The organism is Bradyrhizobium sp. YR681, from assembly GCF_000282615.1.
In the GTDB taxonomy this organism is placed as follows: Bacteria; Pseudomonadota; Alphaproteobacteria; order Rhizobiales; family Xanthobacteraceae; genus Bradyrhizobium.
The window spans coordinates 1-12,443 of sequence record NZ_AKIY01000190.1 but is presented as its reverse complement, the minus strand read 5'-3'; the positions used below and the strand labels follow the sequence as shown (position 1 = coordinate 12,443).

Annotated in this window: 10 protein-coding genes and 1 pseudogene; 5 read left to right on the top strand and 6 right to left on the bottom strand. The window is 64.0% G+C overall.

Features of this window, described 5'->3' with window-relative positions; all coding sequences use genetic code 11:
- Positions 1-37: 37 nt before the first annotated feature.
- The 3 genes from dnaN to rpsT form a co-directional block, all read right to left on the bottom strand.
- Complete coding sequence (dnaN, locus tag PMI42_RS16515; protein ID WP_008136033.1) at positions 38-1,156, bottom strand: DNA polymerase III subunit beta; 1,119 nt, start codon at positions 1,154-1,156, stop codon at positions 38-40.
- 261 nt (positions 1,157-1,417) lie between these two features.
- Entirely contained in the window at positions 1,418-2,830 is a 1,413-nt protein-coding gene (gene dnaA, locus PMI42_RS16510) for a chromosomal replication initiator protein DnaA (protein WP_035965878.1), read from the bottom strand.
- 1,295 nt (positions 2,831-4,125) lie between these two features.
- Positions 4,126-4,392: a 30S ribosomal protein S20 gene (gene rpsT / locus PMI42_RS16505; RefSeq protein ID WP_008136028.1), complete on the bottom strand. Its 267-nt coding sequence runs from the start codon at positions 4,390-4,392 to the stop codon at positions 4,126-4,128.
- A gap of 378 nt (positions 4,393-4,770) precedes the next feature.
- On the opposite strand from rpsT, the gene PMI42_RS16500 reads away from it, so the two are divergent.
- The 3 genes from PMI42_RS16500 (at position 4,771) to PMI42_RS16490 (ending at position 6,908) form a co-directional block, all read left to right on the top strand.
- A complete protein-coding gene (locus PMI42_RS16500; protein WP_008136026.1) occupies positions 4,771-5,088 on the top strand; it encodes a hypothetical protein in 318 nt (105 codons plus the stop codon).
- Between the two features lie 177 nt (positions 5,089-5,265).
- On the top strand, positions 5,266-5,922 hold the full coding sequence (gene msrA, locus PMI42_RS16495; protein WP_008136023.1) for a peptide-methionine (S)-S-oxide reductase MsrA: 657 nt from the start codon (positions 5,266-5,268) through the stop codon (positions 5,920-5,922).
- A gap of 239 nt (positions 5,923-6,161) precedes the next feature.
- Positions 6,162-6,908, top strand: coding sequence for a polysaccharide biosynthesis/export family protein (locus tag PMI42_RS16490; RefSeq protein WP_008136021.1), 747 nt, complete (start codon positions 6,162-6,164; stop codon positions 6,906-6,908).
- Positions 6,909-7,069: 161 nt separating this feature from the next.
- On the opposite strand, the gene PMI42_RS16485 is transcribed toward PMI42_RS16490, so the two are convergent.
- From PMI42_RS16485 to PMI42_RS16475, 3 genes are all read right to left on the bottom strand, one after another.
- Complete coding sequence (locus PMI42_RS16485; RefSeq protein WP_008136019.1) at positions 7,070-7,741, bottom strand: dienelactone hydrolase family protein; 672 nt, start codon at positions 7,739-7,741, stop codon at positions 7,070-7,072.
- A gap of 165 nt (positions 7,742-7,906) precedes the next feature.
- Positions 7,907-8,245, bottom strand: a complete 339-nt coding sequence (locus PMI42_RS16480; protein WP_008136017.1) for a hypothetical protein — start codon at positions 8,243-8,245, stop codon at positions 7,907-7,909.
- Between the two features lie 20 nt (positions 8,246-8,265).
- A complete protein-coding gene (locus tag PMI42_RS16475; protein ID WP_008136016.1) occupies positions 8,266-9,030 on the bottom strand; it encodes an alpha/beta fold hydrolase in 765 nt (254 codons plus the stop codon).
- 480 nt (positions 9,031-9,510) lie between these two features.
- Here PMI42_RS16475 and PMI42_RS16470 point away from each other — a divergent pair, with 480 nt between their 5' ends.
- Together PMI42_RS16470 and PMI42_RS16465 are read left to right on the top strand one after the other, a co-directional pair.
- Positions 9,511-10,002, top strand: a complete 492-nt coding sequence (locus tag PMI42_RS16470) for a (2Fe-2S)-binding protein (RefSeq protein WP_008136014.1) — start codon at positions 9,511-9,513, stop codon at positions 10,000-10,002.
- A pseudogene (locus PMI42_RS16465) lies at positions 9,999-12,280 on the top strand (xanthine dehydrogenase family protein molybdopterin-binding subunit). The gene PMI42_RS16470 and the pseudogene PMI42_RS16465 overlap by 4 nt, the downstream one beginning before the upstream one ends.
- Positions 12,281-12,443: the final 163 nt, after the last annotated feature.

Sequence of the window (12,443 nt, the reverse complement as noted above, 5' to 3'; positions counted from 1 at the left end):
CCACAGAGAAGGTGTCGGGAGAGGAGGACCACGTCCCTCACACCCGCATCGGCATCAGCACATACAGCGCGCTCTTGTCGTCCTTGTCCTGGACCAGCGTGGGCGAGCCGGGGTCGGCGAGCCGGAGCGTTGCGACGTTGCCTTCGATCTGGGCGGCGATGTCGAGCAAATAGCGGGAGTTGAAGCCGATATCGAGGGCGTCGGAGGCGTATTCGACTTCCAGCTCCTCGGTCGCGCTGCCGGAATCCGGGTTGGTTACCGACAGCACCAGCTTGCCAGGCGACAGCGAGAGCTTGACTGCGCGGCCGCGCTCGCTGGAGATCGTCGACACGCGGTCGACCGCGTTCTCAAAATCCTTCTTGTCGACGACGAGTTCCTTGTCGTTGCCTTGCGGGATGACGCGGCCATAGTCGGGGAAGGTGCCGTCGATCAGTTTCGAGGTCAGCACGACGTTGCCGATCGTGAAGCGGATTTTTGCCTGCGACAGCTCGATCGTCATCTCGGCTTCGGTGTCCTCGATCAGGCGCTGTACCTCGCCGACCGTTTTCCGTGGCACGATGACGCCGGGCATGCCGTCGGCGCCCTTGGGCTGGACCAGATCGAGCTGGGCGAGGCGGTGGCCGTCGGTGGCAACGCCGCGCAGGGTGGCGGCCTTCGCCGTGCCCGCGGCGTGCAGATAGATGCCGTTGAGATAATAGCGCGTCTCTTCCGTCGAGATCGCGAACTGGGTGCGGTCGATCAGCCGCTTGACGTCCTTGGCGGCGAGGTTGAACGAATGCGACATGTCGCCGGCGGCCAGATCCGGGAAATCATTCTCCGGCAGGGTCTGCAGCGTGAAGCGCGAGCGGCCGGCACGGATCGCCAGTACGGCGCGGTCGCCGTCGGCTTCCAGCACGATCTGCGAGCCGTCCGGCAGCTTGCGCACGATGTCGTAGAACATGTGTGCCGGCACGGTGGTGGAGCCGGCCGTGGCGGTCTCCGCCGGCAGCGTTTCCGTCACCTCGAGGTCGAGGTCGGTCGCCTTCAGCGACAATTTGGCGTTCTCGGCCCGGACCAGCACGTTGCCGAGGATCGGGATCGTGTTGCGGCGCTCGACCACGCGGTGGACATGGCCCAGTGACTTCAGGAGTTGCGCGCGTTCGACCGTAACCTTCATTGCACTACTCGCCCGATCCCCAAGGAAACACAAATTTGGAAAAGCCGGGCGGCGGGACGCGCGCCACGGCACCGAAGACCCCGGCAGGCCAGGGTCTCCAGCCGATATGACCAAAGCCGTCAGGGTCGCGCAAGGTGGCTCGGATGGCCCCCGGATTCAAGGGATCGAGGGCCAGTTCCCCACGATTTACCGCATTAAACGAAGACCGCCGCCCTGGCGTGGCCGGGGCGGCGGGAGAATGGCAGGAGGAAGCCTAGGCCTTTATTCCTGAAGCTGGCGCTTCAGCGATTCCACTTCCTCCGACAGCGCGGTGTCCTTGGAGACCAGCGCCTCGATCTTGCGCACGGCGTGCAGCACCGTGGTGTGGTCGCGCCCGCCGAAGCGGCGGCCGATCTCGGGCAGCGAGCGCAGGGTCAGCGTCTTGGCGAGGTACATCGCCACCTGGCGCGGACGGACCACGTTGGCGGTGCGGCGCGAGGACAAGAGGTCGGAGCGGCTGACATTATACTGCCGCGCCACCACGCGCTGGATGTCCTCGATCTTGATCCGCTTCGGCTCCTGCGGCCGAACCAGGTCGCGCACCTCGCGCTCGGCCATCTCCAGCGTCACCGGCTGGTTGTTCAGCTTCGAGTGGGCCAGGAGGCGGTTGATCGCGCCTTCGAGGTCGCGGCCGTTATGGGTGATGGTGCGCGCCAGATAAAGCAGCACCTCCTCCGGCACGTCGAAGGTCGCATGATGGGCACGGGCCGCGGCGACGCGCGACTTGAGGATGCCATGGCGCAGCTCTTCCCCGAGCGAGCCCATCTCGACCACGAGGCCGCCGGCGAGGCGCGAGCGGACGCGGTCGTCAAGGCTTTCGAGATCGGACGGCGGACGGTCGGCCGCGATCACGACCTGGCGGCCGGCATCGATCAGCGCGTTCAGCGTGTGACAGAACTCGGCCTGGGTCGACTTGCCCTGCAGGAACTGGAGATCGTCGATGACGAGCACGTCGATGCCGCGCAGCGCTTCCTTGAAGGCGAGCGCCGTCTGCGTCTTCAGCGCGGCGACGAAGCCGTACATGAATTTTTCCGCGGTGAGGTACAGCACCTTGCGCTCGTTGCCGGAATTGCCGGCCCAGGTCACCGCCTGGAGCAGATGCGTCTTGCCAAGGCCGACGCCGGCATGGATGTAGAGCGGGTTGAACATCACGGGGTCGCCGCGGCGACCCTCGGCAACCTGACGCGCGGCGGCATGCGCCAGCGTGTTGGAGCGGCCGACGACGAAGCTCGCAAAGGTCAGGCGCGGATCGAGCGGCGAGCCGCCGAGCGCATCATGATTGGCCGAGACCGGCGCGGTCGCGGTCGAGCGCAGCTCCGGCGCGGGCGCGCGGCGTGCCTCGGTCGGCGCAGGCGCTTCCTTCGGCTGCACCACGGGGCGCACCGCGGTGCGGACGGTGAGGTCGATACGATGCACTTCCGGCATCTCGGCCTGCCAGCACGACAGCACGCGCTCGGCATAATGCGCCTGGATCCAGCTCTTCAGGAAGCGGGTCGGAACCGACAGCCGCACGCTCTCGTCCTGCACGCCTTCGAGGTCCATGCGCGCAAACCAGCTCGTGTAGACGTCCTCGCCAACGTTCGAGCGCAGCCGGTTCTTCACGCGTGACCAGCGATCCTGTTCCGATGTCGTCATCATTTGAAAACTTTTGCTGAGAGATAAAGTTGCGTTGTGAGCGCCATGCAGAGTTCCTGCCATCAGGGTTTCTGTCACGGCGCGACCTCTAGCGAGTCCATCCACAGGCATGGCTCGACCGTTCAGCGCGAACGCTGTGGGTCAGATCGGCGATGTCGGAGATGAAGGGGTCGCGAGGTCAGCGCGTACTCGGCGCTCCGTCACACGCGGGAGGCTGGATGTCCGACGGATTTAAAACGGCATCGTTGGAGTGGGAAACCTGTTTCAATACCGCGTTGAGTCCGTAAGACATGATACCTCCCCGTCCTGCCGTGATTGCTCACGGCAAGGTCCTGCGTGTCCTGAAGACATCTGCGACTTGGATCGCCGATGTCCTGCCCGTCTGCACTGTTCGTCCGCTCGGCTTCGCCAATCACGCGTCCCGGGGTAGCTTCGTGACATCTCTCATTTGCGCCTGGCGCGAGCAGAATGCTTGAGATCCTGCTTGGAGACATTCAGACAAAGAGCTACCATTCCCACATTGCTGTGGGTTTTGAACCGACAATCGCTTGTTGAAGCGTCGCCAACGTGCACACCGCCGCCGATTTGCACGCTCGCCCCGTTTCTAAAACCGCGCTGGTCTCAAGATCGTGGGCGCCGCGAACGACTTAAGGAATACACTAAGCGGAAAGACTCGCAACGAAATTGATTCACACTTGAGGCATCAAAAAACTTGACCAGCGTTAACGCCGCGCGCGAGTTGTTCACAGGCTTCTGACCAAGTTTTTGGATTCGTGCACAGATTCGAAAATGCGGCGCCTCGTGTGACAATTCTCAGCCACCGCCAAAAATTTTTTACAAAAGCGTCACGCACGCGACGCGTCGGCGAATTTTCCAAATGGTTGCAGTCGCTATGTCGATAAGTGATTAGCGAGACATCGTTTTTTGAGTCTCGTTTCACAGGGTAACTCCATCACGCGATATGTTCCGGTGAAACTACGGTGTGCAGAACTCGTGCGTGTGCAAATGCGAGTTAGCCCCGTCCCGCAGCGGTTTTTTGGAAAGGGCTTTCGCAGCGCGGTGAAGTTTCCGCTGTTGCAAAATCATCTTCAAGTAAAACTACGGAACGCATCATGGTGCGGGCGATGCAAATCTTCCAATCGAGGCAAATCCTCCAATCGAGGAACGGGCGCGCGTGACTGCTTCCGTGAATATGACAGGCAACAAAAAAGCCCGGCGCGATGCCGGGCTGTTCGTCGTGACGATCGGCTCAACCGATCAGATGATGTCGCAAGCGTGCTTACGAGCTCGCTGGCTTACTTGGCGAGCTTGGCGATCTGCGCGGTGAGGCGCGAGACCTTGCGGCTGGCGTTGTTCTTGTGAATGATGTTGCGCTGGGCGGCGCGCATCAAAGCGGGCTCGGCATTCGCCAGCGCCTGCACGGCGGCGGCGCGGTCGCCGGTCTTGATGGCTTCCTCGACGTTGCGCACGGCACCGCGCATCTGGGTGCGGCGCGACTTGTTGACGGCAGTGCGGCGGGCGATCTTGCGCGTCGCTTTCTTGGCGGAAGTGGTATTGGCCATGGTCTCAATATCCTTTTGCGATACCGGTCGCGTCTTGGTCGGGTGGCGCCGGCTTGCTTGACCGCGGAATCGACGCTCGGATTTAGGGTGTTCGGTTGCTGGGCCGTTCCCGGAACATGAGACCTCAAAGAGCTTCTCAGCTCGAGGAGCCTGCAACTGCTCAAAGAACAGCGGCGGCAGGATTGCGCCCGCCGCCAGTTGGCGCCCTTATAGAGAGGGTCTGTGGCACCGTCAACGCTTTCCAGGCTGGAAAACCGGCCTCAAGCGGGCCGGGCTGGCGCCGTAACGCCCTGAAGAGGTTGAATTTCTGCCGCCTTGCGGCTATTGGCTGGCGGCGTTCGTTGGGTCGTCCGATCGGACGACCGTATTGGGTGGGGCATGATCCGCGGCTTTTTCCGACTGATTGGGCTGTTGCTGCTCGCTGGCGGGTTCATTTTCATGGTCTATGACGGTGCCCGCTGGGTGGCCGACCAGACCCTCAGATTCACCCGGTTCGGCCAGTTCTGGAACGACATCAATCAGGCCAGCCAGACCGCGTTCCGGACCTGGGTCGAGGCCAAGGCGCCGTGGCTCTGGACCTCGGTGATCCGGCTCGTGCTGGACCAGCCGGTTTTCGCCGTCCTCGGCATTTTGGGCATCCTGCTGATGCTCCTGTTCCGGCCGCGGAAACCGCTGATCGGTTATTCCCGGGATTGATCCTCCAATTCCCGCCGGGATTGATCTTCAATTCCCGCCGGGATTGGGTTTTCGCGCATGCGGCGCCGTAACAAGGCTGCCCCTTCGCACGTAAACACCTATATTCCCACCTGATCGCGAGCACGCCGCCTGAGCACCTGGCTCGGGCGACGCATGGCTCGTTTCGGAGATCCGATCATGCTGTTCATGCGCAAGACCACCGCATTGCCGAGCGCAGCTGAAGCGCTGCCCGGCCGTGCGCAGCCCATCCCGACCGCAAGCACCCATTTCGTCAACGGCAGCAAATTGCAGTCGCCTTATCCCGCAGGTCTCGAGCAGGCGGTGTTCGGGCTCGGCTGCTTCTGGGGCGCCGAACGCAAATTCTGGGAGCTCGGCGATGGCATCTATACGACCGCCGTCGGCTATGCCGGCGGCCACACGCCGAACCCGACCTATGAAGAGACCTGCTCGGGACGCACCGGCCACACCGAAGTGGTGCTGGTCGTGTTCGACCCGAAAAAGATTTCTTACGAGAAGCTCCTGAAGACGTTCTGGGAGAGCCACAACCCGACGCAGGGCATGCGCCAGGGCAACGACGTCGGCACGCAGTACCGAAGCGCGATCTACACCTATTCCGATGCGCAGAAGCAGGCGGCCGACGAGTCGAAGGCGCTCTATCAAAAGGCGCTTGCCGCAAAAGGCCTCGGCGCCATCACCACCGAGATCGCGCCGGCGGGCGCGTTCTATTTCGCCGAGGACTATCACCAGCAATATCTGGCAAAGAATCCCGCCGGCTATTGCGGCCTCGGCGGCACCGGCGTGTCCTGCCCGATCGGCGTCGGTGTAGGCGCGTAAGCCAGCCGCGAAGGTGGTGCACCTCTCCCGCTTGCGGGAGAGGTCGCTACGCTCGAAGAGCGTGGCGGGTGAGAGTTCTCTCCTCTGGGGGATTGTCCCGTCGTGGAGATATCCTCTGCCCAACCCTCTCCCGCAACCGGGAGAGGGAGCGCGCCGCGCTCATAGCGCGGCCCCCTCAACGCTTTATTAACCATAACTGGTGCATCACTGAAGCTGTCTCGTTTCGAGGGATAGGTCCGGTGCCAGTTGCACGCGCGTTTCGATCGTCGATCTCGGCAGTGTCCCTGGCAGCGTCCGCCGCGCTGACCCTTGGCGGCTGCATGCAGACCGCCGGCCCCGTCGCCTATGTTCAGCCGCGCCCCGATCTCGATTCCATGGCCTATGGCCAGCCCTACAGCGCGCCGCCGCCGGTCGCCGTTGCCAACGGCGGCGGTGCGATTGGCGCGCTGACCAATTCCTTCGCCTCCTCGCCTGCGCCGATGCCGGTCGGCTATGCCGCGCCGATGGCGGCACCGATGCGCTACGATGCCTCCTACCATCTCGACGCCGGCGACAAGCTGCGTGTCGTGGTCTATGGCCAGGAAGGTCTCACCAACAGCTATTCGATCGACGCCGGCGGTTCCATCACCATGCCGCTGATCGGCGCGGTTCCCGCGCGCGGCCGCACGCCGGCCGGACTCGCGGGTGAAATCGCCGCGCGGCTGCGCAACGGCTATATCCGCGAGCCCTCGGTCGCCGTCGAAGTCGAGTCCTATCGGCCGTTCTTCATCCTCGGCGAAGTCTCCGCGCCCGGCCAATATCCCTACGTGCCGAACATGACGGTCGAAAGTGCCGTCGCGATCGCCGGCGGCTTCTCGCCGCGCGCCAAGCGCGACGTCGTCACCGTCACGCACACCGAGGGCGGCGGTGCCATGCGCGCCGTGGTGCCCCTCGGTACGCCGCTTGCACCGGGCGACACCGTGTATGTCGGCGAGCGCTGGTTCTAGTTTCAGCCCGACTCTCTCCCCTCGTCATTCCGGGGCGCGCGTAGCGCGAGTCATGATGCGCAATTGCGCATCTGAGAATCCGTAACCACGGTTGTGAGTATGGATTCCGGGCCTGCGCCTGTCGGCGCATCCCGGAATGACGGACGAGAGAGCTATGAGCTCTATTTCAGATGCTTTGCGAAAAATTCCATCGAGCGCGGCCAGGCGATATCCGAGCTGGCCTTGTCGTAGCTCGGCCGCTCGTCGCAATGGAAGCCGTGCTGGGCGTTCGCGTAGACGAAGACCTCGACGTCCGGCCGCTTCGCCTTGACCGTCTCGACGTCGGTCAGGGGAATGCCCGCATCCTTCTCGCCGAAATGCAGTTGCGTCGGGACCTTCGGCGTCTCGTCGGCGAAGCGCACAACGGCGCCGCCGTAATACCCGATCGCGGCCTTCAGGCCGGTCAATCGCGTCGCCGCGACGAAGGCGATGCTGCCGCCCAGACAAAAGCCGATGATGCCGACCGGGCCGATAGTTTTCACCGCATCGATTGCGGCCTGCGTGTCGCGCAGCATCGCCTCCCAGTCGGGACTGGCGACGAATTTTCGCGCTTCCGCGATCTCGTCGGGGCTATAGCCCGACTGGAAGTTCGGCGACGTGCGGTCGAAGATCGACGGCGCGATCGCGACATAGCCCTCCTTGGCAAGGCGGTCGCAGACCGATCGGATGTGATGGTTGACGCCAAAAATCTCCTGGATCACCGCCACCGCGCCCTTCGGGCTGCCGGCGGGATCGGCGCGATAGGCGCCGAGCTGGAAATTGTCGGAGGCCGTCAGCTTGATGTCTTGTCCCACGCGGGTTGTCCTTCTTTGTTGTCGATCCGAAATTTCAACTCTCTCCCCTCATCCTGAGGAGCGCGCCAGCGCGTCTCGAAGGATGAAAGGCCGAGAAGCAGCTGCAGGGGCCTTCATCCTTCGAGACGCTTGCTGCGCAAGCTCCTCAGGATGAGGGGAGACACCTCACTCCCACATCCAGTTCTCGCCATAGTCCTCCTTCCATCCCGCCAGCCGTCCGTGGCGGAATTGCAGGAACAGGCGGTGACGGTAGGGGATCAGCCCGCTGCCGCCGATGTTGCGGAGCGCGAGGTAGATCTCGTTGCCGGGCCGCCCCCGTACATATTGCAGCGGCTGCCCGAGGGCGCGCGCGGTCTGCCCGGCATCCATGCCGAAGGCGAGCGGCGTGTTGTTGGACAAGGTCGTGACGAAGGGCTGGCGCGGCATGGCGCCGAACGGATCGGCCTGCGCCGATGCCGACATCGACAGCAACACTGCACCCGCAGTCAACATTGCCCGCTTCATGGCCTGAGTTCCTGTCCGTCCTATCCCGGCAAGTTCTTCAGGAAAGGCACCACCGCGTCAACAAAAGCCTGCGGCTGATCGATGTTGACGGCGTGTCCGGCCGCGGGAATCACGACCTTTTGTGCGCCGGGGATCTTTGCGGCCATGTAGTCGGACGCCGCCAGGAACGGCGTGTCGTCGGCGCCGATCACGATCAGGCTGGGCACCTTGATGTCGGGCAACAGCTCGATCACGCGCGCATCGCGCTGGGTCAGCATGCCGCGGGCCGCAAGCGCAAGCCCGCTGGCGTTGCGGTGGCTGGCGGCGGCGCGTTCGCGCGTCGCCGATTTCAGCATCGCGAGCCCTTCGCGATCGAGCTTGTCGGCGGTGCCGAGTGCGCGTGCGTTCCAGGCTTCGCGGGCGTCGTCCTTCTTGAAGCCCGGCCCGGTGTCGATGATCAGCAGCGCCCGGGCGCGCTCCGGATGCGCGCGATAGAACGCGAGCGACATGTAGCCGCCGAGCGAGAGGCCGCCGATGATGGCGCGCCCGGCGCCGACCGCATCGAGGATCGCCGCGATGTCGCCGACAGTGAGTGCTTCGCTGTAGGCCTTGGGATCGTCAGGGTAGTCGGACTGGCCATGGCCGCGCATGTCCCACAGGATCAGCTTGTGGTCCTTTGCGAGCGCATCGACCTGGCCGTGCCACATCGCCGAGGTCGAGGAATAGCCGTGGGTGAGCAGCAGCGGCGGACCATTGCCGTGGACCTCGTAATAGATCCCGACGCCGTCCCGATCGATCTTCGGCATTGTTTCCGCCCTTTCTTTTTATTCTCGCTACGACACCGGTGCACCCTCTCCCCTTGCGGGAGAGGGTGGCTCGCCGCGCAAGCGGCGAGACGGGTGAGGGGTTCTCTCTGCGCGCAAGACTGCCTGTTGAGTTCGCGGAGAGATACCCCTCATCCGGCGCTTCGCGCCACCTTCTCCCGCAAGGGGAGAAGGGGCGACCGCGGCGGCGCTTGTACTCTAGCGCGCCAAGTTACCTCGAAGAAACTGCCTGATCGCAATGGCACGCATGCGCTTTCTATTGCGTCCAGTCGCTGCATCCGCCTCGTTCTCGCAACGCACAACACGACGCTGCCAGGATAGTTTCGAGCGATTCCAAATTGCATTTGCCTCTGCGCCCGAACGCGATCATTCTTGCGATCAAGGTGGGCGTTGGCCCGGTGGGCGTCCACTACTCAAGTTGCCGCCGTAAGCGGCTTCATGCACCGGCAGGGGAAGACGCCTATGCCAACTCTCACCATCAACGGGCGGAGTCTGTCCGTGGATGCGGCGAACGACACGCCGCTCCTCTGGGCGATCCGCGAGCAATTGCAGATGACCGGCACCAAGTTCGGCTGCGGGGCCGGGCTGTGTGGTGCCTGCACCGTGCACGTCAACGGCGAAGCCGTGCGGTCGTGCCAGACCATGGTCGGCGATGTCGCCGGCAAGAAGATCACCACCATCGAAGGCCTCTCCGCCAAGGGCGATCATCCCTTGCAGAAGGCATGGATCGCCGAGCAGGTGCCGCAATGCGGCTACTGCCAGTCCGGACAGATCATGCAGGCGGCCTCGCTGCTGGCGAAGAATCCCAATCCGACCAAGGACGAGGTCGTGGCGCATATGGACGGCAATCTCTGCCGTTGCATGACCTATTCGCGGATCCAGAAGGCGATCATGCGTGCCGCATCCGAGATGCGCACCGCCTCCGCCTCCGGCAACGAACGGAGGCCCACATGAACAAGCACATCAACAACGTGACATCCGAGACGACCGATCTCAGCCGCCGCTCCTTCCTGGTCGGCACCGCCGCGACCGGCCTCGTGCTCGGCTATGCCGGCGTGCCCGGCATCGGTGAAGCGCTCGCTGCACCATCGAATTTCGAGCCGAGCGTCTGGTACGCGATCGCGCCCGACGGCCTCGTCACCGTGACCTGCGGCAAGGCCGACATGGGCCAGCACATCGCCTCCACCATGGCGCAGATCGTGGCGGAGGAACTGGGTGCAAAATGGAGCGACATGCGCGTTGCACTCGCCTCCAACGATCCAAAATTCAACGACCCCGTGCTGGGCGCGCAGATCACCGGCGGCAGCTGGTCCACGATGATGAACTTTGACGCGATGAGCCGGGCCGGTGCGGCCGGGCGCATGGCGTTGATGGAGGGCGCGGCCGCCGCGATGGGCGTGCCGGCATCGGAACTCGCAGTGCGCGATTCCATGATCGTGCATCCGAAGTCGAAGAAGCAGATGTCGTTCGCCGATATCGTGAAGCGCGGCAAGGCGACCAAAACCTTCACGCCGGACGAGCTGAAGGCGATCAAGCTGAAGACGCCGGATCAATACACCATGATCGGTGTGTCGGTGCCGCAGCTCGACATCCCCTCCAAGACCAACGGCACGGCGAAGTACGGCATCGACGTGATGCTGCCGGGCATGGCCTATGGCGCGGTGGTAACGCCGCCGGTGCGTTTCGGCGCCACCGTGAAATCGGTCGACGACAGCGGCGCCAGGAAGGTGCCGGGCTTCATCAAGGCCGTCACCCTCGACGACAAGACCGGAACGACCTCCGGTTGGGTCGTTGCGGTCGCCAGCACCTACGCCAACGCCAAGAAGGCAGCGCAGGCGCTGAAGATCGCCTATGACGGCGGGCCCAACGCAAAGCTGTCGAGCCAGTCGCTGCTCGATGAAGCCAAGCGGCTTCAAAAGCTCGACGATTCCGGCCAGTTCTTCGTCAAGGACGGCGATCCCTCGGCGGCGTTCGGCTCGGCGGCAAAAGTGCTGGAGGCGGAGTACACCACCAGCATCAACATCCATGCGCCGATGGAGCCGATGAACGCCACCGCGGAGTTCAAGGGTGACATCCTGCACATCTATTCCGGCAACCAGTTCGCGACGCGCTCCGGCGCGATCGCCGCGGGTGCTGCTGGGATCGATCCGAAATTCGTCGTCATGCACCAGATGTGGCTCGGCGGCGGTTTTGGCCGCAGGCTCGATGCCGACATGATGATCCCCGCGGTGCAGGCGGCGAAGGCCATCGGCAAGCCGGTGAAGGTGATCTACACGCGCGAAAACGACATGACGATGGATTTCTCGCGTCCGCTCACCTACCAGAAAGTGAAAGCCGGCGTGGACGGTGACGGCAAGCTGGTCGCGCTCAGCCACGACGTCGTGTCGGCGTGGCCGACCGCGCGCTGGGGAATCCCAGATTTCCTCACGCCCTCGGTCGACAAGAAGGGGCCGCTGGACTCGTTCACGGTGAACGGTGCCGACTTCTTCTACACCGTGCCCAACCATCATGTGCGTGCGATCAAGAACGAGCTCGCGCACAATGCGACGCCGTCCGGGCAGCTCCGCTCGGTGGCGCCGGGCTGGACCTTCTGGGCGGTCGAAAGCATGATCGACGAGATCGCGGCTGCGACCGGCAAGGACCCCGCCCTGTTCCGCATCGCGCTGCTCGACGGCAAGGGCAAGAACGATGGCGGCGCGCAGCGCTTGCGCAACACGCTGCTCGCCGCGATGGGGCTGTCCGGCTACGGCACCAGGCAACTGCCGAAAGGCGAGGGCATGGAGTTGCCTGCGTCTCGTCGCAGGAACGCGCAACCGCGAGCTGGACGGCCTGCGTCGCCCATGTCGCGGTGGCCGCATCGGGCGAGGTGACCGTGAAGAAGCTCACGGTCGCAACCGACGTTGGCACCCAGGTGCATCCCGACAACATCCGTGCCCAGGTCGAGGGCGCGGCGCTGTGGGGCCTGTCGCTGGCGATGTACGAGAAGGCGACGCTGAAGGACGGTGGCATCGAGCAGACCAATTTCGACAGCTACACGCCCCTGCGCATGAGCCAGATGCCGGAGGTCGCGGTCGCGGTGATCGCAAACGGCGAAAAGGCCACCGGCGTCGGCGAGCCCGCCGTGACGGTGGTCGCACCCGCCATCGGCAACGCCATCTTCAACGCCTCAGGCGCCCGCGTCAGGGCCCTGCCGATCACGGCCGAAGCCGTGAAGGGCGCGATGAAGGCGTAAGGCCGGCTGCAAGCTGCTTGAGACAGTCCGCCGGAGGTGAGCCTCCGGCGGATTTGTTTTGGAGGGCACTTCCATAAGCTCGCTGTCATTCCCCGCGAAGGCGGGGAATCCAGTACGCCGCGGCTTCTCGGTGAATCGCAGACGTCTCGGCGTACTGGGTCGC

What these genes read in the sequence shown, in the direction of transcription:
- dnaN (WP_008136033.1), bottom strand. Translation starts at nt 1,156, where the DNA reads ATGAAGGTTACGGTCGAACGCGCGCAACTCCTGAAGTCACTGGGCCAT.
- dnaA (WP_035965878.1), bottom strand. Translation starts at nt 2,830, where the DNA reads ATGACGACATCGGAACAGGATCGCTGGTCACGCGTGAAGAACCGGCTG.
- rpsT (WP_008136028.1), bottom strand. Translation starts at nt 4,392, where the DNA reads ATGGCCAATACCACTTCCGCCAAGAAAGCGACGCGCAAGATCGCCCGC.
- PMI42_RS16500 (WP_008136026.1), top strand. Translation starts at nt 4,771, where the DNA reads ATGATCCGCGGCTTTTTCCGACTGATTGGGCTGTTGCTGCTCGCTGGC.
- msrA (WP_008136023.1), top strand. Translation starts at nt 5,266, where the DNA reads ATGCTGTTCATGCGCAAGACCACCGCATTGCCGAGCGCAGCTGAAGCG.
- PMI42_RS16480 (WP_008136017.1), bottom strand. Translation starts at nt 8,245, where the DNA reads ATGAAGCGGGCAATGTTGACTGCGGGTGCAGTGTTGCTGTCGATGTCG.
- PMI42_RS16475 (WP_008136016.1), bottom strand. Translation starts at nt 9,030, where the DNA reads ATGCCGAAGATCGATCGGGACGGCGTCGGGATCTATTACGAGGTCCAC.
- PMI42_RS16470 (WP_008136014.1), top strand. Translation starts at nt 9,511, where the DNA reads ATGCCAACTCTCACCATCAACGGGCGGAGTCTGTCCGTGGATGCGGCG.